Annotated in this window: 19 protein-coding genes; 3 read left to right on the top strand and 16 right to left on the bottom strand. The window is 63.0% G+C overall.

Annotated elements, in window-relative coordinates:
• Positions 1 to 2: 2 nt before the first annotated feature.
• From odhB to RH950_RS17430, 10 genes are all read right to left on the bottom strand, one after another.
• The gene (gene odhB, locus RH950_RS17475; protein ID WP_350059014.1) at positions 3 to 1,292 is read right to left on the bottom strand and encodes a 2-oxoglutarate dehydrogenase complex dihydrolipoyllysine-residue succinyltransferase; all 1,290 of its coding nucleotides are present in this window, start codon (positions 1,290 to 1,292) and stop codon (positions 3 to 5) included.
• A gap of 90 nt (positions 1,293 to 1,382) precedes the next feature.
• Positions 1,383 to 4,307 (bottom strand): 2-oxoglutarate dehydrogenase E1 component, encoded by a 2,925-nt coding sequence (locus RH950_RS17470; protein WP_350059013.1) that lies wholly within the window; start codon positions 4,305 to 4,307, stop codon positions 1,383 to 1,385.
• 228 nt (positions 4,308 to 4,535) lie between these two features.
• Positions 4,536 to 5,411: a succinate--CoA ligase subunit alpha gene (gene sucD / locus RH950_RS17465; protein ID WP_350059012.1), complete on the bottom strand. Its 876-nt coding sequence runs from the start codon at positions 5,409 to 5,411 to the stop codon at positions 4,536 to 4,538.
• Entirely contained in the window at positions 5,411 to 6,607 is a 1,197-nt protein-coding gene (gene sucC, locus RH950_RS17460) for an ADP-forming succinate--CoA ligase subunit beta (RefSeq protein ID WP_350059011.1), read from the bottom strand. Before sucC ends, sucD begins: the two co-directional genes overlap by 1 nt.
• Positions 6,608 to 6,786: 179 nt before the next feature.
• Positions 6,787 to 7,740, bottom strand: coding sequence for a malate dehydrogenase (gene mdh, locus RH950_RS17455; RefSeq protein ID WP_350059010.1), 954 nt, complete (start codon positions 7,738 to 7,740; stop codon positions 6,787 to 6,789).
• A 153-nt stretch (positions 7,741 to 7,893) separates the two neighbouring features.
• Positions 7,894 to 8,937, bottom strand: a complete 1,044-nt coding sequence (locus tag RH950_RS17450; protein WP_350059009.1) for a hypothetical protein — start codon at positions 8,935 to 8,937, stop codon at positions 7,894 to 7,896.
• A 62-nt stretch (positions 8,938 to 8,999) separates the two neighbouring features.
• Positions 9,000 to 9,866 carry an LMBR1 domain-containing protein gene (locus RH950_RS17445; RefSeq protein ID WP_350059008.1) on the bottom strand — a complete coding sequence of 289 codons (867 nt, stop codon included), beginning with the start codon at positions 9,864 to 9,866 and terminating at the stop codon, positions 9,000 to 9,002.
• A gap of 333 nt (positions 9,867 to 10,199) precedes the next feature.
• Positions 10,200 to 11,324 (bottom strand): cell division protein ZapE, encoded by a 1,125-nt coding sequence (gene zapE, locus RH950_RS17440; RefSeq protein ID WP_350059007.1) that lies wholly within the window; start codon positions 11,322 to 11,324, stop codon positions 10,200 to 10,202.
• Between the two features lie 103 nt (positions 11,325 to 11,427).
• A complete protein-coding gene (locus RH950_RS17435; RefSeq protein WP_350059006.1) occupies positions 11,428 to 12,177 on the bottom strand; it encodes an SDR family oxidoreductase in 750 nt (249 codons plus the stop codon).
• Between the two features lie 49 nt (positions 12,178 to 12,226).
• The gene (locus tag RH950_RS17430; RefSeq protein ID WP_350059005.1) at positions 12,227 to 12,928 is read right to left on the bottom strand and encodes a hypothetical protein; all 702 of its coding nucleotides are present in this window, start codon (positions 12,926 to 12,928) and stop codon (positions 12,227 to 12,229) included.
• A gap of 174 nt (positions 12,929 to 13,102) precedes the next feature.
• Between RH950_RS17430 and RH950_RS17425 the strand changes: the two genes are divergently transcribed.
• A complete protein-coding gene (locus RH950_RS17425; RefSeq protein ID WP_350059004.1) occupies positions 13,103 to 13,231 on the top strand; it encodes a hypothetical protein in 129 nt (42 codons plus the stop codon).
• A 117-nt stretch (positions 13,232 to 13,348) separates the two neighbouring features.
• On the opposite strand, the gene RH950_RS17420 is transcribed toward RH950_RS17425, so the two are convergent.
• Genes RH950_RS17420 through sdhC form a run of 4 tightly spaced genes read right to left on the bottom strand, consistent with a single transcriptional unit; the run spans position 13,349 to position 16,773 of the window.
• The gene (locus RH950_RS17420; RefSeq protein WP_350059003.1) at positions 13,349 to 14,128 is read right to left on the bottom strand and encodes a succinate dehydrogenase iron-sulfur subunit; all 780 of its coding nucleotides are present in this window, start codon (positions 14,126 to 14,128) and stop codon (positions 13,349 to 13,351) included.
• A 35-nt stretch (positions 14,129 to 14,163) separates the two neighbouring features.
• Positions 14,164 to 15,954, bottom strand: a complete 1,791-nt coding sequence (gene sdhA, locus RH950_RS17415) for a succinate dehydrogenase flavoprotein subunit (RefSeq protein ID WP_350059002.1) — start codon at positions 15,952 to 15,954, stop codon at positions 14,164 to 14,166.
• A gap of 5 nt (positions 15,955 to 15,959) precedes the next feature.
• Positions 15,960 to 16,349 (bottom strand): succinate dehydrogenase, hydrophobic membrane anchor protein, encoded by a 390-nt coding sequence (sdhD, locus tag RH950_RS17410; protein WP_350059001.1) that lies wholly within the window; start codon positions 16,347 to 16,349, stop codon positions 15,960 to 15,962.
• Positions 16,350 to 16,389: 40 nt separating this feature from the next.
• Positions 16,390 to 16,773: a succinate dehydrogenase, cytochrome b556 subunit gene (sdhC, locus tag RH950_RS17405; protein WP_350059000.1), complete on the bottom strand. Its 384-nt coding sequence runs from the start codon at positions 16,771 to 16,773 to the stop codon at positions 16,390 to 16,392.
• Between the two features lie 683 nt (positions 16,774 to 17,456).
• Here sdhC and RH950_RS17400 point away from each other — a divergent pair.
• Positions 17,457 to 17,978: a pentapeptide repeat-containing protein gene (locus RH950_RS17400; protein WP_350058999.1), complete on the top strand. Its 522-nt coding sequence runs from the start codon at positions 17,457 to 17,459 to the stop codon at positions 17,976 to 17,978.
• 27 nt (positions 17,979 to 18,005) lie between these two features.
• On the opposite strand, the gene RH950_RS17395 is transcribed toward RH950_RS17400, so the two are convergent.
• A complete protein-coding gene (locus RH950_RS17395) occupies positions 18,006 to 18,899 on the bottom strand; it encodes an HpcH/HpaI aldolase/citrate lyase family protein (RefSeq protein ID WP_350058998.1) in 894 nt (297 codons plus the stop codon).
• A gap of 144 nt (positions 18,900 to 19,043) precedes the next feature.
• On the opposite strand from RH950_RS17395, the gene pdxY reads away from it, so the two are divergent.
• On the top strand, positions 19,044 to 19,883 hold the full coding sequence (gene pdxY, locus RH950_RS17390) for a pyridoxal kinase (RefSeq protein WP_350058997.1): 840 nt from the start codon (positions 19,044 to 19,046) through the stop codon (positions 19,881 to 19,883).
• Here pdxY and RH950_RS17385 read toward each other — a convergent pair.
• Complete coding sequence (locus RH950_RS17385; RefSeq protein WP_350058996.1) at positions 19,834 to 20,490, bottom strand: hypothetical protein; 657 nt, start codon at positions 20,488 to 20,490, stop codon at positions 19,834 to 19,836. The genes pdxY and RH950_RS17385 overlap by 50 nt on opposite strands.
• Positions 20,491 to 20,499: the final 9 nt, after the last annotated feature.

The following is a 20,499-nucleotide window of genomic DNA, read 5'->3' as shown; positions in this document are numbered from 1 at the left end:
AGTTACATGTCGATCAGCAGGCGGCGCGGATCTTCCAGCGCATCCTTGACGCGGACCAGGAAGGTGACCGCCTCGCGGCCGTCGATGATGCGGTGATCGTAGCTCATCGCCAGATACATCATCGGCCGGATCTCGACCTTGCCGTTCACGACCATCGGCCGGTCCTGGATCTTGTGCATGCCGAGAATGCCGGACTGCGGGGGATTCAGGATCGGGGTCGACATCAGCGAGCCGTAGACACCGCCATTGGTGATGGTGAAGGTGCCGCCCGTCATGTCCTTCATGGTGAGCTTGCCGTCCCGCGCCTTGCGGCCGAGATCGCCGATACCCTTTTCCACGCCGGCGAAGCTGAGATCATCCGCATCGCGCAGCACCGGCACGACCAGGCCCTGCGGCGTGCCGACAGCAACACCGATATCGTAGTAATTCTTGTAGATCAGCTCGTCGCCATAGATCTCGGCATTGACCGCCGGGAGTTCCTTCAGGGCGGCGATGCAGGCCTTCACGAAGAAGGACATGAAGCCGAGCTTCACGCCGTGCTTCTTCTCGAAAGCATCCTTGTATTCGGCGCGCAGGCCCATGACCGCGCCCATATCCACCTCGTTGAAGGTGGTCAGCATGGCGGCGGTGTTCTGGGCCTCTTTCAGGCGCCGGGCGATGGACTGGCGCAGACGGGTCATCTTCACCCGCTCCTCGCGCGGATCGTCCGCACGCGGCGGCAGCGGCCCGGCAGCAGCAGGAGCCGCACCGGCCGGGGCCGAGGCGGAAGCCTTGGCGGTACCGGCTTCGATTGCGGCCAGCACGTCGCCCTTCACCAGACGGCCATCCTTGCCGGTCGGCTTGATCTTTGCAGGGTCGAGATTGTTGTCCTCAACCAGTTTGCGCACGGCCGGCGACAGGGTCTTCACCTCATGGCTCCCGGCAGCAGCGGCGGGCGCGGCGGCAGGTGCCGGAGCAGCTTTCGGCGCTTCTTCCTTCGCGGCGGGTGCCGGCGCGGCCTCGGCCTTGGCTTCCGCCGGCTTCTCAGCCGGTTCCGCCTTCTTCGCCGGCGCGGCGCCTTCGGCGATCACCCCGAGCAGCGCATCGACCCCGACGGTCGCGTCCACATCGGCGACGATTTCCTGCAGGGTTCCCGCGGCCGGAGAATTGACCTCAAGGGTTACCTTGTCCGTTTCCAGCTCGACCAGGGGCTCGTCAAGACCGACAGCATCCCCGACGGCTTTCATCCAGCGCGCCACAGTTGCCTCGGACACCGATTCCCCAAGAACCGGGACCTTGATTTCCGTCGCCATTTTTCCGTCCATTCTCTCTTTGTTGCGCCATGACCGGCGCGTCATGTGAGGTGCCGCCGGGGATGGGCCGGCGGCTGGTATTGCTTTGGATTATTCGGCCGCGTACCGGCTGCCCTTGCTCATTTCCTCGCCGACGGCCAGGGCTTCCTGAACCAGCGCTTCCTGTTCGCGAACATGGCGGCCGTGACTGCCGGTCGCCGGCGATGCCGCTTCGGCCCGGCCCGCATAAAGCGGACGCTTGCAGGCGCCGTCGAGCTCGACCAGCACGCTTTCGATGCGGCGATCGACGAAGGACCAGGCCCCCATGTTCCAGGGCTCTTCCTGGCACCAGACCACCTCGGCCTGCGGGAAACGGGCCAGTTCCTCCATCAGCGCCTTGCGCGGGAACGGATAGAGCTGTTCCAGGCGCAGGAAGAAGACGTCGGTCTGACCGCGCCGGGCCCGCTCCTCGTACAGGTCGTAATAGACCTTGCCGGAGCAGATCACGACCCGCTTCACGTCCTTGTCCTTGCACAGCACCTCGTTGTCATACATGACCCGGTGGAAGCTGGTGCCCTCGGCCATGTCATCCAGCGTCGAGACGCAGAGTTTGTGGCGCAGCAGGGATTTCGGCGACATCACGATCAGCGGCTTGCGGAAATCGCGGCGCTGCTGACGGCGCAGGACATGGAAATAGTTTGCCGGTGTGGTGCAGTACACCACCTGCATGTTGTCTTCGCCGCAGAGCTGCAGATAGCGCTCGAGACGGGCGGAGGAATGCTCCGGACCCTGGCCTTCATAGCCGTGTGGCAACAGCATCACGAGGCCGGACATGCGCAGCCATTTGTGCTCGCCGGAACTGATGAACTGGTCGACCACGACCTGGGCACCATTTGCGAAATCGCCGAACTGGGCTTCCCAGAGCGTGAGAATGTTCGGCTCCGCCTGGCTGAAGCCGTATTCGAAGCCGAGCACCGAGGCTTCCGACAGCGGGCTGTCGATCACTTCGTAATGCAGCGGATCCGTGCCCAGGCTGTTGAGCGGAATGTGCCGCTCCTCGGTATTCTGGTCGATCCAGACCGAATGCCGCTGGGAGAAGGTGCCGCGGCCGGAATCCTGACCGCTGAGCCGGACCCCGTCGCCCTGTACCAGCAGGGTGCCGAACGCCAGGCTCTCGGCATTTGCCCAGTCGATGCCCTCGCCGCTCTCGATCGCCTTGCGGCGCTGCTCGACAACGCGCTTCAGCTTGCGGTTCATGGAGAAACCGTCCGGCGCCTGGGTCAGCTTCATGCCGACATCGCGCAGGATTTCCTTGTCGACCGAGGTCTCGCCCCGCCGGGCATCGCCGTGCGCCTTGGTGAAGCCGGACCATTTGCCCTCGAGCCAGTCGGCCTTGTTGGGCTTGTAGTTCAGCCCGGCCTCGAACTCGCTGTTCAGATTGTCGTCATGCTCCTTGACCATGCTCTCGGCTTCGCCGGCCTTGATGACGCCTTCGCGCTCAAGCTGCTCGGCATAGAGCTGACGGGTGGTCTTCTGGGTCGCGATCTTCGAATACATGAGGGGCTGGGTGAACATCGGCTCATCCCCCTCGTTGTGGCCGAAGCGGCGGTAGCAGAACATGTCGATGACCACGTCGACGCCGAATTCCTGGCGGAACTCGATGGCGATCCGGGCGACATGCACGACGGCTTCCGGATCGTCCCCGTTCACGTGGAAGATCGGCGCGTCCACCATCTTCGCCACATCCGTCGGATAGGGCGAGGAGCGCGAGAAGGCCGGTGCCGTGGTGAAGCCGATCTGGTTATTCACGATGACATGGATGGTGCCGCCGGTGCGGTAGCCGCGCAGGTCGGAGAAAGCGAAGGTTTCCGCCACCACGCCCTGCCCGGCAAAGGCCGCATCGCCATGCATCAGGATTCCGAGCACCTTGCGGCGGTTCGATGAGTCATTGCGCTGGGCCTGTTTTGCGCGGACCCGACCGATGACCACCGGGTTGACGATTTCCAGATGGGACGGGTTGGCGTTCAGCGTCAGGTGAACGTTGGCATCGTCGAACTCGCGGTCGGCGGAAACACCCATATGGTATTTCACGTCACCGGAGCCGCCGACATCTTCCGGATTGGCCGGATTGCCGAGAAACTCGGAAATGATGGCGCGGAACGGCTTGCTCAGGAAATTGCAGAGCACGTTCAGCCGCCCGCGGTGCGACATGCCGATCACGACCTCTTCCAGGCCGATCTGGGTGCCCCGCTTCAGGATCTGTTCCAGCGCCGGGATCAGGCTTTCCGCGCCATCCAGACCGAAGCGCTTGGTGCCGACATATTTCCGGCCGAGAAACTGCTCGAATGTCTCGGCCGCTGTCAGCCGCTCGAGGATCGTATGCTTGCCGCGCTCGGTGAATTCGGTCCGGTTGCGGATCTGCTCGATCCGCTCCTGGATCCAGGCCTTCTGCTCCGGATCCTGCATATGCATGAATTCGACGCCGATGCTGCCGCAATAGGTGCGGTCCAGCAGCTCGATGATCTGCCGCAGCGTGGCTGTTTCCAGCCCGAGCACGTGATTGATGAAGATCGGGCGATCCCAATCCTCTTCGGTGAAACCGTAATGGGCCGGATCGAGTTCGGGGTGCGGGGTCGGCGGCTCAAGACCGAGCGGGTCGAGCTTCGCTTTCAGATGCCCCCGGATCCGGTAGGCCCGGATCAGCATGATCGCCCGCAGCGAGTCCAGGCTGGCCTGGCGGATATCGCTGTCCGAGAACGGATCACCGCTTGCAGCGGGTTTCGCCGCGTCCGCGACCGGTCCGGACCCGTCGGCCGCCTCGCCGGTGCCGCCGATCACACGGTTGCCGCGGCTGGCCCAGCTCGGGCCGTGCACGTCTCCTTGGACGAGACCGACATCGTCGTGCAGATCCGCGAAGTAATCGCGCCAGCTTTCGTCTACTTGGGCCGGGTCCTGGAGAAATCGTTCGTAGAGTTCACCGATGAAAGGTGCGTTCGCACCAGAAAGAAAGGATTGATCGCTCACTACCGTCGCCATATTGGAACCTGCCCCTTTGCGAAGTGGCTGTTGGTCCTGTCTGTTTCGGCTCCGCGCGCCCCTCGCGCAGGGCCTGGGTAACCCTTGCGGCAATCCGCCGCAACGGAAAGCATCTTCTTATACTAGCTAAGAAATTACTAACTTGAAGCGGTTCTGCATGGCAGATGGCAAAAAATCGCAAGGGTGTGTCCGGACGGCAGCATGTCAGCGCCGTCCGGAACACGTCATTTAACCCGCGATCGCCTTCACCATGGTGGTGCCGAGCGACGCCGGACTGTCGGCAACGAGAATGCCGGCAGAACGCATGGCGTCCATCTTGGAACTGGCGTCGCCCTTGCCGCCCGAGATGATCGCGCCGGCATGACCCATGCGGCGGCCCGGAGGCGCGGTGACACCGGCGATGAAGCCACACATCGGCTTCTTCACCTTGTTCTGCTTGAGAAATTCAGCCGCATCCTCTTCCGCGGATCCGCCGATTTCACCGATCATGATGATCGCTTCGGTCTCCGGATCGCCGAGGAACAGGTCCAGCGCATCGATGAAGTTGGTGCCGTTCACCGGGTCGCCGCCGATCCCGATGCAGGTCGACTGGCCGAGGCCGGCCGCCGTGGTCTGGGCCACCGCCTCATAGGTCAGCGTGCCCGAGCGGGAGACGATCCCGACCTTGCCGCGGCGATGGATGTGGCCCGGCATAATCCCGATCTTGCAGGCGCCCGGTGTGATCACACCGGGGCAGTTCGGACCGATCAGGCGGGTCTTGGAGCCGGTAAGGGCACGTTTCACCTTCACCATGTCGAGCACCGGGATGCCTTCGGTGATGCAGACCACCAGCGGAATTTCCGCATCGATCGCTTCCAGGATCGAATCGGCGGCGAATGGCGGCGGCACATAGATCACCGACGCATTGCAACCGGTCCGGTCCTTCGCTTCCATGACGGTGTCGAACACCGGCAGGTCGAGATGGGTCTGACCACCCTTGCCCGGCGTGACGCCCCCGACCATCTTGGTGCCGTAGGCGATTGCCTGCTCGGAATGGAACGTGCCCTGGCTTCCGGTGAAGCCCTGGCAGATCACTTTGGTGTTTTCGTCGACCAGAACGGCCATCAGGCTGCCTCCTTCACCGCTTTGACAATTTTCTCCGCCGCGTCCGCGAGATTGTCCGCGGACGTGATCGGCAGACCGGAATCGGCGAGGATCTGCTTGCCGAGATCGACGTTCGTGCCTTCCAGCCGGACGACGAGCGGAACATGCAGGCTGACTTCCTTGGCCGCCGCAACAACGCCCTCTGCGATCACGTCGCAGCGCATGATGCCGCCGAAGATATTGACCAGGATGCCTTCGACATTCGGATCGGACAGGATGATCTTGAAGGCGGCGGTGACCCGCTCCTTCGTCGCCCCGCCGCCGACATCGAGGAAGTTCGCCGGCTCGGAGCCATAGAGCTTGATGATGTCCATGGTGGCCATGGCGAGACCCGCGCCGTTCACCATGCAACCGATACTGCCGTCGAGCTTCACATAGTTCAGCTCGTATTTGGCCGCCTCGAGTTCGGAAGCATCTTCCTCGCTCTCGTCCCGCAGCTCGGCCACGTCCTTGTGCCGGAACAGCGCGTTGTCGTCGAAGCCCATCTTGGCATCCAGCGCGATAACGTCGCCGGAGCCGGTGATGACCAACGGGTTGATTTCGACCATGGCAGCGTCGAGATCGGTGAAGGCCTTGTACATCGCCGACAGGAACTTGACCGCTGACTTTATCTGATCGCCTTCAAGGCCCAGGGCGAAGGCGATGCGGCGGGCATGGAAGCCCTGCAGGCCGGTCACCGGGTCGATGGCGATGGTGATGATCTTTTCCGGGGTCGCCTCGGCGACTTCCTCGATCTCCATGCCGCCCTCGGTCGAGGCCATCACGGTGACGCGGCTGCTGTCGCGATCGACCAGCAGGCTGAGATAAAGCTCGCGCTTGATATCGCAGCCTTCCTCGACATAGATGCGGCTGACTTCCTTGCCTGCCGGACCGGTCTGCTTGGTGACCAGCGTGGCGCCGATCATCTCGCCCGCGTTCGACTTGACGTCCGCGACCGATTTGACGACGCGGACACCGCCGGCGCCGTTCTCATTGCCCTTGAAGCGTCCCGCGCCTCGGCCACCGGCATGAATCTGAGACTTCACGACCCAGACCGGACCGCCAAGCTCGTTGGCGACCTTCTCGGCCTCCTCCGGGGTGTAGGCAACGCCGCCCCGCGGCACTGCAACACCGAATTTGGCCAAGAGTTGCTTGGCCTGATACTCGTGAATGTTCATGGCTCTCCCATTTCCCTTGCACCGGTTTTGGCGCGAGAACCGCCGAAGCCGCTGCTGCAACCGGCCAGACTGGCCGGCTCAATCCCTAACGCGGGAAGCGGCCCGGTGCCGCAGGCTTAACTGTAGCACCGAACCGCCTGATAACAAATGGTGGTATACCACATACCACCATGCCGTTCCTAGATACCGAGCTTTGCCGCAACCTCGTTGAGGCTCTTCACCGCATCGATCGAATGGTCGAACATGGCCTTCTCGTCCGCGTTCATCTCGATTTCGACGATGCGCTCGACGCCGCCGGCGCCGATCACGCAGGGCACGCCGACATACAGACCGTCAAGACCATACTCGCCGGAGCACTGCGCCGCGCAGGGCAGCACGCGCTTCTTGTCCTTGAGATAGGAGTCGGCCATCTGGATGGCGGAAGACGCCGGTGCGTAGAAGGCCGAGCCGGTTTTCAGCAGGCCGACGATTTCGGCGCCGCCGTCACGGGTACGCTGGACGATCTGGTCGATCTTCTCCTGCGTGGTCCAGCCCATCTTGATCAGATCCGGAACCGGGATGCCGGCAACGGTGGAGTAGCGGGTCAGCGGCACCATGGTGTCACCGTGGCCGCCCAGCACGAAGGCGGTGACGTCTTCAACGGAGACATTGAATTCCTCGGCCAGGAAGTAGCGGAATCGGGCGCTGTCGAGCACCCCGGCCATGCCAACGACCTTGTTGGCCGGCAGGCCGCTCAGCTTCTGCAGGATGCCAACCATGACATCGAGCGGATTGGTGATGCAGATGACGAATGCTTCGGGGCAGTTCGCCTTGATGCCGTCGGCAACCGCCTTCATGACCTTGGTGTTTGTTTCGATGAGATCGTCGCGGCTCATGCCCGGCTTGCGCGGGATGCCTGCCGTGACGATGACGACGTCGGAGCCTGCGAGCGCGCGGTAGTCGTTCGCGCCGAGCATCTTGGCATCGAATCCTTCGACCGGAGAGGCTTCCGCGATATCCAGAGACTTGCCCTGGGGGATGCCCTCAACGATATCGAAGAGCACCACGTCGCCGAGTTCCTTCAGGCCGGCGAGCAGCGCCAGCGTGCCGCCGATATTCCCAGCGCCGACCAGCGCGATTTTGTTGCGAGCCATCTTGTTCCCCACTCCTATGATTCGGGACAGATCCGCCGCGCCGTCAAGGCTTCGGCCTCCTCCTGGGCGGCGGAAAACCGAGGCGCGGTGTAGCGCGATTCCGCCCCTCCCGCAAGGCTTCAACCGGACCAGTGCCCGTTCACAAGCCCATTATCAGAAGCGCGGCGCCGAACTCTCGACCTTGAGAAGATGGTCGAGGCCGGGCTGAAGGTCGGACAGCACGAAGTCGACGCGCTGCTGAATACCCACATTCGGCTTGGCAAAACGGCTGCGCCACTCGAAAACCTTCACCGTTATGCCACACAGAACCTCGGCCATGGTTGCCTGGTGCGCGAGGATCTGCCCGCGTGCTTCGGCGAATTCGTCGAGGGTCAGCGATTCCCAGTCGAACACGGCCCTGCGGTCGAACTCGCCGAAGCGCTGGACCACGCTTTTGACAATACGGTCGAAGGCGGACGACACCTGCTTCATGCGTTTGGTCGCCGGGTCGCCTTTCCGGAACGAGCCGCGCGAAATGGCTTCCTCGATCCAGTCATGCAGTTCCTTCACGCGTGGAACGATGAGGTTGAGATAGCTCCGGTAGTAACCGAGGGACAGGAACGCGTCGCCGTAATCCTCAAGCAGTTCCGGCAGGCCGTCGAGATCCGTTTCCAGAGCTTCGGACATGCGCTGCAGTTTCTCCCGCGCGGCGGCCTTGTCCGCCATCTGCATGATGTCCCGGAGGCTGCTCGGATCGGTTATGTCCAGCTCGCCCTCGCCGAAAACATGCCGGACAAGCGGCCGGGTCAGGTTACGCATGTGACCGGCGAGCTCCCGTTTCTTCTCGTCCGACAGGCTGAGCACTTCGGTTGTCCCCACATCGATGCCGCTGGAGCGCACCGCACGGCGCAGGGAATAACAGTCGAAGGCCGGAAGCTCGGCCGCGCGCTTCAGCAGCGGGATGTCATGCCTGATCAGATCCTCGTCCCGGTTCACGTAGTTCGGCAACTCTTCGATCGCGAACTGGCCGCTGCCTGTACCGCTGCCCCGATAGAGCTCGATCCGGGTTTCCAGCCTCACATTCTTGATCAGACGCAGGCGCAGCACACCCCTGTTACGGACCGGCAAAGCCGCGCAGGCAAAGGTATTGATGGAATCCCGGTCTTCCCGATCAATGGGGCTTTGGCCGCTTTCTTCCTGAACTGTCGATCCGGACATGAGTGTCTCACGGCAAGGGCCCGGCAGGTCGGAGCTCACCGACGGCCGGGCTTGGAAATGGGTTAAGCGAAAGTCGCTGCCTCGCGCTCGATCGCCGACAGGCGATCGAGGCCGGCCCGGATATCGGACAGGACAAAATCGGCACGTCGCTCGAACGTGCCGCCGCCGCCGGGAAAACGGCTTTCCCATTCGAAAACCTTCACCGTCAGCCCGCAAAGGACCTCGGCCAGACTCTCCTGATGATCCAGAATCAGTTGCCGGACATCGCTGAAGTTCCCGACGGTCACGCGGTCCCAGCGAATCGTGGCTCTGCCTTGAAAATTCTTGAACCGGCGCTGCAGGGACTGGTGCAGGGCTCCGAGCACGCGTTCGGTATTCTGCAGCGCCGGCCCCACCATCGGATCCCGCGCGATATGGGGCACCCGGTGGGCTTCCTGGATCCAGTCCTGCAACGCACCGATTCTTGGCGCAATTGCCGCCAGGTGTTCCTTGTAAAAACCGAGGGCGAGAAAAACATCGCCATAATCCTCGAGAAGATCCGGCAGATCATCCCGTGTGGTGTGCAATGACGCCGCCATATCCGAAAGCCGCTGGAGTACTTCGGCGCCGTCGGCCTGGCGCAGCCGGTCGCGAATGATCTCCGGATCGGTGATTTCGAGATTGTCCACACCGAACACATGCTGGACGAGGGGACGCGTGAGTTTGCGCATATGCGGCTGCAATTCCCGCTTCTTGGCTTCGCTCAGCGTGAAATTCTGCAGGTTCTCGATCTCGATCCCCGCCGCCCGCAAGCCGCGGCGCAGGGAATACGGATCGAAGCTCGCCATCTCGCCGACGCTCTTCAGCATCGGCAGATCGTGGTGCAACAGATCCTCTGTCGCCGTCATGTAATCGGAAAGATCGTCAATCTCGACCTGCCCGCTGCCCATGCCGGATTCGCGATAGAGCTCGATCCGGGTTTCGACGCGGACATTCTTGATCAGCCGGACCTTCTTAAGTCCGTTTGTGCGCAGCGGAAGGATGTCGCACCGCAGCGTGTGGAGACTGTCCTGATCTGGATTTTGGGCCAGCGGGTTGTGGCGCGCCGAAAAATCGATGGCGTATGCGATGACACACTCCCGGATGCGGTGGCTTTGTACGGGCCTTCTGCCGTCCGCGAGCTATACCCGCCTCTATCTTAAGTTATTCTTAAGAATTAGATTTAATTTAAATCTATTTCCCCTAGCCGGGCAAGTTCTTGCACCATAAACTATTCCCACGATTCAACGCCGGCGCGATTCGAAGTAATCGGAGGATTGCATTTCCATCAGCCGCGAGATCGTCCGGTCGAACTCGAAACCCCAGTCCTCCCCGTCATAAAGCTTCTCCGGCGCCGCTTCGGCCGATGCGATCAGCCGCACGCCCTGGTCGTAGAGCGCGTCGATCAGAGTCATGAACCGGCGCGCCTGATCCCGGTTCGCGGCCCCGAGGATCGGGATGTCGGAGAGAATCACGGTATGGAACCGTTCCGCCACCGCAAGGAAATCGGCGGCTGCCAGCGGCACGTCGCAAAGGTCCCTGAATCCGAAACGGGCAACGCCCGACGCCGCGGCCGGAACCGCGATCTCCCGCCCCTTGCGATTGATCACGTCCGGCATTGTCTCGGCATTGTCGGTCAACTCGGCGAACGTCCGGTCCAGCTCCGCGTCCGACTCCGGCCCGGAGGGAACGTGATAGACGATCTTGCCGCGCAGTCTGCCGAGCCTGTAATCCTCGCCGTCATCCAGCCGGAACAGCTCGTGCCGGGCTTTCAGAATGCCGATGAACGGCAGGAAGAGATCGCGCTGCAGCCCATCCTTGTAGAGTTCGTCCGGCGCCCGGTTTGACGTCGCGACGACCACGACACCCAGCTCGAACATGGCGAAGAACAGCCGGGAGACGATCATCGCGTCGGCGATGTCCCGGACCTCGAACTCGTCGAAGCAGAGCAGCCAGGCACTGTCGGCGAGTTTCTGCGCGGTCGGCCGGATCGGCTCCGACGTCTTCGACACCTTGTTGTCCTGGCGCCACTGGTGGATCAGGTCATGGGCTTCGCGCATGAATTCGTGAAAATGCACACGCCGCTTTCGCTCGACCTGCGCGCCGTCGAAAAACAGATCCATCAGCATGGATTTGCCGCGCCCGACCGAGCCGTAGATATAGAGGCCCTTCGGCGGCGTGGACGGCTTGCTGCGGGCGAAGCCGAGCTTCGCGGTCCAGCCCGTCTTGGCCTGCGGCGGCCGGTAGTCAATCAGCTGATCGTGCAGCCACTGAAGCTTTGCGGCGGCCGCCTCCTGCGCCGGATCGTGCGCGATCGTGCCCTCGTCGAGCAGGGATTCGTAACGGGCCAGAGGGCCTTCATGCTTCACGGTTTATTCTCCCTCGGACGAGCCGGGCGGCCCGTTCCCCTCCAGGAACAGAAGTCGCGCAACTCGCGGCGGAGGTCAAGTCGCTGCACCGGGCCGGAGCGCTTCAGCGCCCCCCGGCGACTTCCAGTATGGATCCGGCGCAATAGCCCGCAGCATCGCTGAGCAGCCAGACAATGGCCTCGGCGACCTCTTCCGGCGCTGCGGCACGGCCGATCGGCGTGGTCGGCCCGAGGCGGGCGGCCCGGTCCGGCGCGCCGGCACTGGCATGGATGTCCGTATCGATCATGCCCGGCGCCACCGCATTGACCCGGACACCCTCGGAAATCACCTCCCGGGCGAAGCCGATGGTGAAGGAATCCACCGCCCCCTTGGAGGCGGCATAGTGGGTGAATTCATTCGGCGCACCGAGCCTGGCGGCGATGGAGGAGAGATTGACGACGGCGCCGCCGGCACCACCGTCCGTGTTCGACATCCGGCGCACCGCCTCGCGGCAACAAAGCATCAGGCCGATCACATTGAGCTGCATGACCTCGAGGATCGCAGACTCGGACATGTCCCGGACCCGGGAGATCTTGCCGGTGATCCCGGCATTGTTCACCAGCCCGCGCACCGGCCCGAGCGCCGCCTCGGCCTCGTCGAACAGCCGGATGATGTCGGCCTCCTTCGAGGTATCCGCCTGGATGACCACGGCCTTGCGGCCTTCGGCTTCAACCCTGGCAGCGACGGCGCGGGCGGCCGCCTCGTTTCCCGCGTAATTCACCGCGATGTCCCAGCCGTCACGCGCCGCGCGCACAGCCGTCGCCGCGCCAATACCGCGGCTGGCACCAGTGATGATGCAAAGTCCTCTGCTCATGCTCCGTTCCCCCCAGAACTCTCTATTCCAGGGGGGATCATAGCGCGGTTCAGTCGCCGGAGCGAACTTCCGCGGCAAACCTGATCGAGGCACGCAGCTCGGCTTTCTGGGCCACGCTGTCGCCACCCCCGCTTGCATCGGCGGCGAATTTCGGCGCCGCTTCCGCGCGCAGCATCATCGCCGGTTGCGGGCGGGGTGTCGCGCCCTGCCCGATATTGATCGCAGCCACCCGGTATCCACGATCCGGGTACACCGCCTTCAGGCGCTCCAGCTCGTCGGCGGCACGCTGGTAGATGTCGGCCCGAAGTTCGGCCAGCGCCGCCTCGCGCTCCGCCAGTGTCGGCGTGAAATCAATGCCGAGCAGGGCGTAGCTCCGGCCCGCTTCGCCGAGATCGCCGACAGTGCTGCCGATGCCGCCAAGGGCCGTGCTCGGCAGGCGGGCTTCCGCCGTGATCCGCCAGCGCTCGAACCCGGCCTCGTCCCGCAGACGGTCGTATCCGACAAGGCGCCAGGGAGCTCTATCGGATATTTTCGCCAGATCCGCCTGTACGGCCGCGCGGGCCACGCCGAACCCGCCGGCCCTGACCGCGAGATCGGCGGCGACCGTGACGGTTGCCGAGTCGGTCTCGACCCATTTTTCCAGGCTGAGATCGAGCGTGACGATATCGTCCCGCACTGTTTCCGCCTGGACGACGGGAGAGGCGAACAACATCAGGATCGCGAGGGCGGCGGACAGAAAGAGTCGGGTCATTGCATGGCTCCGGCATGTTTGGGACTGGGGCACTATCATCTTGAATTGCGTCGGCAAAATGACACGGACAGCGAAATCCCGGCATGCCGCCTCTCCGCATTCACAGTATTGCGACTGGCCCGGCGCGGCATTTCGCGATAGGGTAGCGCTGCAACTGACCGTGGAGGTTCACCCATGCGTAAACTGATCGGACTGTTCGTTCTTGCGGCCGCCGTCGTCGCCTTTACCGCGCCGGCCGCCTTTGCGGGCTGCGCTTCGTCGCACAAAACCGCTGAACAGAGCAAACCTGCACAGACCTCGTAGAAAAGCAGAACCGCAGGCTCACCTTCCGGGACGCTTGCGGCGTCTTCTGTCCTGTCGATCATAAAAACGGCCGCTGTTTCCAGCGGCCGTTTTCCTGTCCGGGGATTTTGCCCCGCGCTACATGCGCTGGACCATCAGCTTCTTGATCTCGCCGATGGCCTTGGCCGGGTTCAGGCCTTTCGGGCAGGTCTTGGTGCAGTTCATGATGGTGTGGCAGCGATAGAGCCGGAACGGATCTTCCAGGTCATCAAGCCGTTCACCGGTATATTCGTCACGGCTGTCCGCGATCCAGCGATAGGCCTGCAGCAGGACGGCCGGGCCGAGATAGCGGTCGCCGTTCCACCAGTAGCTCGGGCAGGAGGTCGAACAGCAGAAACACAGCACGCACTCCCACAGACCGTCGAGCTTCTCGCGCTCCACCGGGCTCTGCAGACGCTCCTCGTCCGGCGGCGGCGGCGATTTCGTCTTCAGCCACGGCTCGATCGAGGCGAGCTGCGCATAGGGCTGGGTCAGGTCCGGCACCAGATCCTTCACCACCGGCATGTGCGGCAGCGGGTAGATCTTCACGTCGCCCTTCACATCGTCGATGCTCTTCAGGCAGGCCAGCGTGTTGGTGCCATCGATGTTCATGGCACAGGACCCGCAGATGCCCTCGCGGCAGGAACGGCGGAAGGTGACGGAGGTATCCACCTCGTTCTTGATCTTGATCAGCGCGTCCAGGACCATCGGGCCGCATGCGTCGAGGTCGATCTCGTAGGTATCGACCCGCGGGTTCTCCCCGGTGTCCGGATCATACCGGTAGATCTTGAATGCCTTGACCCGTTTCGCGCCGGCTTCAGCCTTGTGGGTGTTGCCGATCTTGACCTTCGAGTTCGCCGGCAAAGAAAATTCAGCCATCTCTCACTTCCGATCTTTTCTTCGTTCTCAAGCGATCAGTAGACGCGCGCCGCCGGCGGCACGACCTCGACCTCGTTCGAGAGCGTGTACATGTGCACGTCGCGATACATCACCCGGTGCTTGTACGTGTCGTCGAGCCACATGACCGTGTGCTTCATCCAGTTCTCGTCATCCCGGTCCGGGAAATCCTCGTGCGCGTGCGCGCCGCGGCTTTCCGGACGAAGGCTTGCCGACGTCAGGGTGATCACCGCCTGGCTCATCAGGTTCTCCAGCTCCAGTGCCTCGACCAGATCCGAGTTCCAGATCAGGGAGCGGTCGCTGAGGCCGATATCCGGCAGCGTGGCCGCGATATCCTGGATCTTCTTCACACCATCATCCATCAGCTCGGTGGTGCGGAACACCGCCGCGTGCTGCTGCATGGCGCGCTGCATGTCGAGACGAATCTCGGCGGTCTTGCGGTCGCCCTTGGCGTGACGCATCTTGTCGAGACGCGCGATGGCATACTCGCCCGCATCCGACGGCAGCGGCTTGTGCAGCTCTCCCGGACGCACGGTTTCCTTCGCCCGCAAGGCTGCGGCCCGGCCGAACACGACAATGTCGAGCAGGGAGTTGGTACCGAGACGGTTGGCGCCATGCACGGAGACGGAGGCCGCCTCGCCGATGGCCATCAGGCCTTGGCACACCCGGTCCGGATCGTCCGCCGTCGGAGACAGCACTTCACCGTGATAGTTCGTCGGAATGCCGCCCATATTGTAATGCACGGTCGGCAGAACAGGGATCGGCTCCTTGGTCACATCGACACCGGCGAAGACCTTCGCGGTCTCGGAGATTCCCGGCAGCCGCAGATGCAGCACGTCCGGGTCGAGATGCTCGAGATGCAGGAAGATGTGATCCTTCTCGGGCCCGACGCCCCGGCCCTCGTTGATCTCGATGGTCATGGCCCGGCTGACCACGTCGCGGGAGGCCAGATCCTTGGCCGTCGGCGCGTACCGCTCCATGAAGCGCTCGCCCTCGGAATTGGTCAGATACCCGCCCTCGCCGCGCGCACCCTCGGTGATCAGACAGCCTGAGCCGTAGATCCCTGTCGGGTGGAACTGCACGAATTCCAGATCCTGCATCGGCAGACCCGCACGCACCACCATGCCGCCACCGTCACCGGTGCAGGTATGGGCGGAGGTGCAGGAGAAATAGGCCCGGCCGTAACCGCCGGTCGCCAGCACCGTCTGGTGCGCGCGGAAGCGGTGGATGGTGCCGGTTGCCAGATCGATCGCCATGACGCCACGGCAGGCGCCCTCTTCGTCCATGATCAGGTCGATGGCGAAATATTCGATGAAGAACTCTGCATTGGCCTTCAGGCTCTGCTGGTAGAGCGTGTGCAGGATGGCATGACCGGTCCGGTCGGCCGCCGCACAGGCGCGCTTGGCCATGCGCTTGCCGAAATCCAGCGTGTGGCCGCCAAACGGGCGCTGGTAGATCTTGCCCTCGTCGGTCCGCGAGAACGGCACGCCGTAATGCTCCAGCTCGATGATCGAGGGAATGGCGTTCCGGCACATGTATTCGATGGCATCCTGGTCGCCCAGCCAGTCCGACCCCTTGACGGTGTCGTACATGTGGAACTTCCAGTTGTCGCCCTCGCCCATATTGTCGAGCGCAGCGCCAACCCCGCCCTGCGCGGCCACAGTATGGGAGCGGGTCGGGAACACCTTGGTGATGCAGGCGGTCTTCAGGCCTTCGTTTGCCATCCCGAAGGCGGCACGCAGACCGGCACCGCCAGCGCCCACGACGACGGCGTCGTAGGTGTGATCGATGATCTCGTAGGACTTCATGGAGCTCAGCCTCCGAAAGCGAGTTTAAGCACCGCAAACAGGGCGGCAACGGCGAGAAGGGAACAGAGCAGCTTTACCCCAAGCAGCAGGGCCAGCTTTCCGCCTTCGTGATGGACATAGTCCTCAATCACGACCTGCAGGCCCAGCGCCGCATGATAGAAGGTCGCAATGATCAGGGAGATCATCAGAACGGCAACGATGGGAGAGCTGATCCATGCCACTGTCTCCGCGTGGCCGGCACCGGCCAACGAGATCAGGGATGCCACGAACCAGAGCGTAAGCGGGATCAGCGCTACCGCCGTCACCCGCTGCATCCACCAGTGATGCAGACCGCTTTTGGCGCTGCCAAGGCCGCGCACGCGTCCGATTGGCGTACGCATCGAGTTGTCAGTCATAACCAGCCTCTCAATAGAGTCTTTTTGTTGGCCCTGCCTCTTAGAGGGCGCAGGCGAGTATCCAGGCAAGAACTGTCAGTACTGCCGACGCAGCGAACACCAGTTTTCCTGAAAGGTAGGCGGTTTCAAGTTCGAAGCCATAGCCGGCGTCCCACACGAGATGCCGGATGCCGTTGCACAGATGGTAGAACAGAGCAAAGGAGAACCCGAAAAGGACCAGCAGTCCGATCCAGGAGCCCATGATGCCCTGCATGTAGCCGAAATAAGACCCGCCGGTGGCAGCAGCCATCAGCCACCACACCAGAAACAGGGTCCCGACCGCCAGCGCAACGCCGGTTGCGCGGTGCAAGATCGACGTGATGCTCGTGAGCTGAGGCTTATAGACCTGAAGATGCGGGGAAAGAGGGCGGTTGGAAACGCTCATGGCGCACCTTTCCTGTGGAACATCGACAACGAGGCCGAACCATATTGCACTGCGAACAGGACCTCAATTTATTTCGACCCCGCCGCTTGTCCAGTCCCTGGGCACGCTTCGCAGCCGGTTTGTGCACAGCGTCACCCGATGCCCGGCAGCCTGCGGCGGGCTGTGGATAAGAATTTGCATTTTCTGTGGATTGTTTGTGAATGGATTACTTAAATCTGAAAATTCTGTTTTAATTCAGCTTACTAATCTGTATTCATCAAGTGAATAACTGGCTGGATATTCAAAATAAAATCTGTGAATTAATGAAAAACATCCTATCTTTCTTGAATGAACACAACAGCATCGTGCACCTACCATATTTTTATTGATCTACACTCAAAACAGGGCCATAGTTTTACTAATGACATGGGAGCTTTGCTTTCGTTCTGTCGCGTTTTCACGTGGCTGACAGAGTGGGACACCCAAATAATACCGGCGGAGTCCGTGCCAAGACAGTCGCATTGGTAGTGTCGGTGTCTGCCTTCCATGTCCGACGGGCCGCGCGTCTTTTGACGGGCGGCCCGTTCGTTTTGGCCGGGGCTTCCCGGCATCCTTCTGAAGTCGCGACGATCTGTCGGATGGCAATGCCCGATCCTTCTGGTACGGTACCCTCGCGCCAACCGACGAATTATCCGGGATACACTGTGATTCAAGCTGTCCGATCCAGATGCCTGCACCTGACTGCGGCGGCCGCCTTCCTCGCCGCGCTGGTGCTTTTCCCATCCGTGGGCCAGGCCGCCTGCGCCGATCCCCCGGGCCCTGGCGTCGACTGGCGGCGTTGCAACTTCGACAATTATCCGCTGGCCGGTGTCGACCTGACCGGTGCCAACCTCAATGACGCCAGCTTCAACTGGGCGGATCTGACCGGCGCCAAGCTGGACGACAGTCGCGGCCGCGTCCGCTTCAGCCGCGCCAAGATGAAAGGCGCATCCTTCCGGAACGCACAGCTCCGCGACGCCGACTTCAGCCAGGCCGATCTGACGGATACGGATTTCACCGGCGCAAACCTGATCAAGGTCCGGTTTCAGAGCGCCATCCTCCGCGGCGCCAATCTGACGGGAACCCGTCTCCGCGATGCCGATTTCTTCCGGGCCGACCTTTCCGGCGCGACCTGGATTGACGGCAAGAGAATCTGCGCCGAAGGCTCGATCAGCTTCTGCCGCTAGGCCGGGTGGCCACTAGACCGGATGGCGTCAGCCGCCGTTCTCGCCGCTGGATTCGCGATATTCGATCATTTCCGCCAGCGCCAGGATGCGCCGGGCATTCTCGACATGCAGGGATTCGACCAGCTTGCCGTCCACCAGCACCACGCCGCTGCCGGCATCGTCTGCCTGCCGATGGGCGTCGATGATCTTCCGTGACCAGGCGATTTCCTCACCGCTCGGCGCGAAAATCCGGTTCGCCGGCTCGAGGGTTTTCGGATGGATCAGGGTCTTGCCGTCAAACCCGAGTTGCAGCCCCTGGCGGCAGACCTCCTCGAATCCCTTTGCATCATCCAGGTCAAGATGCACCCCGTCGAGCACCGCCAGGCCATAGGCCCGGGCGGCCAGCACACAGAGCCCCAGGCTGGTGACAAAGGGCAGACGGTCGCGCGTGTGCAGGGCGTGCAGATCCTTGGCCAGATCCGACGTGCCAAGCACCAGGCATCCGAGGCTTGGACTGGAGCCGGCAATCTCCTCGGCATGCAGCATGCCGAGCGGGGTTTCCATCATGCACCAGATCGACAGATTCGCGGGCGCACCGGCGGCGGCCAGCGCCTCCTCGGCGAACCAGACCTGATCCGCATGCTCGACTTTCGGCAGCAGCACCGCATCCGCGCCCGACTGCGCGACAAAGGCGAGATCTTCCGCGCCCCAACTGCTGTCCACCGCATTGATCCGGATGACGATCTCCCGGTCGCCATACCCGCCCTGCTTGAGAGCGGCCGCGATGGTCTTGCGGGCCTCGGCCTTCTTGTCGGGCGCCACCGCGTCCTCGAGATCCATGATCACGACATCGGCTTCCAGAGTCCGCGCCTTTTCAAGCGCCCGCGCATTCGAGCCCGGCATGTAGAGCGCCGAACGGCGCGGTCTGATGGAAGCGGTCATTGATCAATCTCCGGATGTGCCATTCGCGCCATCCTAGTGGATCGCAGAGGAAAACCAAGCGCGGAGAGGGACTTGTCACTTGACCGACGGCCCGTCACGGCTTCATCTCACGGAAGTCCGGACGGCGCGGCCAGGGGAGCCAGCATGGCAATTTTATCGATCCAGTCCAGGGTCAGTTACGGCTATGTCGGCAACAGCATCGCGGTGCCCGCGATCCAGTCCGCCGGCCTTGAGGTCTGGCCGCTCGACACCGTCTCCTTCTCGAACCATCCCGGGCACGGCCGGTTCACCGGTGAAACCCGCCCGGCAGCCGAACTGGAAGCACAAATCGAAGGCCTCGCGGCACTCGGCGTGCTCGACGGCCTGTCGGCGGTGCTGTCGGGATATCTCGGACGGCCCGAGACCGCGTCTGTCGTCGCAGCCACCATCGACCGGGCCCGCGCCGGCAATCCGGCCCTGCCCTATGTGCTCGACCCGGTGATCGGCGACAATGGGCGCCATTTCGTGCGCGACGGCGTGGCCGAGGCGATCGGCGCGGAGCTGCTGCCTCGGGCCGATATCGTGACGCCCAATCTCTACGAACTCGGGGTTTTGAGCGGCGCGGACGTCCCCGGCGAACCCGCCGCGATCAAGGCGGCGGCGCGGAAGCTGCTGCGGCGCTCTAGGCTGGCGGCGGTTGCCGTCACCGGCATCGAGCGTCCCGGCACGGTTTCCAACCTGCTGGTCCTCGAAGAGGCCAGCCATGAAGCCACGGCACCGAGGCTGGACCGGAGCTTCAACGGGACCGGCGACCTGTTCGCCGCGCTGCTGACCGCATGGTACGTGCGGACCGGCGATATCCGCTCCGCTTTCGCCCGCGCCGCCGGCGGTCTTGAAATGGCCACGCGCATAACCGCGCAGGCCGACCGGATGGAACTGGATCTCCCGGCGATCCTCAGGAGCCTGAAGGCTCTTCCCCCTGCGACGCTGCAGCCGGGTCACTAGCGCTGGCCTTGGAAGCATCCGGCGCCTGATCTGCCTCCCCGCCGGCAGCCGGACCACCGGATCCGGGAGCGTGGCCCGCCGCCTGTTGCTGCATCGCGTCCTGTTTGGCCGCTTCCTGTCTGTCTGCTTCCTGGGCCTGGGCGCGCTGGAAGAGAACATCGATCTCCTGGTGGATCATCAGTTTCAGCGCGTTGAGCAGCAACAGCGCCGATTGGGTCTGCGCCTGCGTGGACACCTCATAGGGGCGCGTGTCCTGATAGATCAGCATCTTCACACCGGCGATGACCTGCTGATCGGGGGACAGCTTCAGTCCTCCGTCAGCATTGGGCTGCCCGGTGCCGGGTGCCGCCTTTCCTGAAGGGGCACCGGTTCGCTCCCCGGTTTCCGCACGAGCCTGTTCAACGAAATTCATGGCATGCGCCCTCTGTTGCTGCAGCTGAAATTCAAGCCGCTCCTTCTGTTCCCGGAAGGTATCCAGGAGACGGTCGCGTTCGACTGCGGCTGCGGCAAGCGTACTGAGCGCACCCTGCAAGGCCCCATCAGTGGCCGCCGCGACCTGATCCCCGATCGGATCCGCCTTCCTGTCCTCTGCTTCCTCGTCGCTCATCACATCCTG

Source organism: Nisaea sp. (assembly GCF_040217065.1).
Lineage (GTDB): Bacteria > Pseudomonadota > Alphaproteobacteria > Thalassobaculales > Thalassobaculaceae > Nisaea.
This window is presented reverse-complemented; position numbering and strand designations above follow the sequence as displayed.

Excerpts from the sequence above, each read along its gene's own strand:
- sdhD (WP_350059001.1), bottom strand. The coding sequence starts at position 16,349 with ATGACTGACAACTCGATGCGTACGCCAATCGGACGCGTGCGCGGCCTT.
- RH950_RS17395 (WP_350058998.1), bottom strand. The coding sequence starts at position 18,899 with ATGACCGCTTCCATCAGACCGCGCCGTTCGGCGCTCTACATGCCGGGC.
- sucC (WP_350059011.1), bottom strand. The coding sequence starts at position 6,607 with ATGAACATTCACGAGTATCAGGCCAAGCAACTCTTGGCCAAATTCGGT.
- RH950_RS17470 (WP_350059013.1), bottom strand. The coding sequence starts at position 4,307 with ATGGCGACGGTAGTGAGCGATCAATCCTTTCTTTCTGGTGCGAACGCA.
- pdxY (WP_350058997.1), top strand. The coding sequence starts at position 19,044 with ATGGCAATTTTATCGATCCAGTCCAGGGTCAGTTACGGCTATGTCGGC.
- RH950_RS17425 (WP_350059004.1), top strand. The coding sequence starts at position 13,103 with ATGCGTAAACTGATCGGACTGTTCGTTCTTGCGGCCGCCGTCGTCGCC.
- sucD (WP_350059012.1), bottom strand. The coding sequence starts at position 5,411 with ATGGCCGTTCTGGTCGACGAAAACACCAAAGTGATCTGCCAGGGCTTC.
- RH950_RS17445 (WP_350059008.1), bottom strand. The coding sequence starts at position 9,866 with ATGGGCAGCGGGCAGGTCGAGATTGACGATCTTTCCGATTACATGACG.
- RH950_RS17430 (WP_350059005.1), bottom strand. The coding sequence starts at position 12,928 with ATGACCCGACTCTTTCTGTCCGCCGCCCTCGCGATCCTGATGTTGTTC.
- odhB (WP_350059014.1), bottom strand. The coding sequence starts at position 1,292 with ATGGCGACGGAAATCAAGGTCCCGGTTCTTGGGGAATCGGTGTCCGAG.
- sdhC (WP_350059000.1), bottom strand. The coding sequence starts at position 16,773 with ATGAGCGTTTCCAACCGCCCTCTTTCCCCGCATCTTCAGGTCTATAAG.
- sdhA (WP_350059002.1), bottom strand. The coding sequence starts at position 15,954 with ATGAAGTCCTACGAGATCATCGATCACACCTACGACGCCGTCGTCGTG.
- RH950_RS17435 (WP_350059006.1), bottom strand. The coding sequence starts at position 12,177 with ATGAGCAGAGGACTTTGCATCATCACTGGTGCCAGCCGCGGTATTGGC.
- RH950_RS17385 (WP_350058996.1), bottom strand. The coding sequence starts at position 20,490 with ATGAGCGACGAGGAAGCAGAGGACAGGAAGGCGGATCCGATCGGGGAT.
- RH950_RS17420 (WP_350059003.1), bottom strand. The coding sequence starts at position 14,128 with ATGGCTGAATTTTCTTTGCCGGCGAACTCGAAGGTCAAGATCGGCAAC.
- mdh (WP_350059010.1), bottom strand. The coding sequence starts at position 7,740 with ATGGCTCGCAACAAAATCGCGCTGGTCGGCGCTGGGAATATCGGCGGC.
- RH950_RS17450 (WP_350059009.1), bottom strand. The coding sequence starts at position 8,937 with ATGTCCGGATCGACAGTTCAGGAAGAAAGCGGCCAAAGCCCCATTGAT.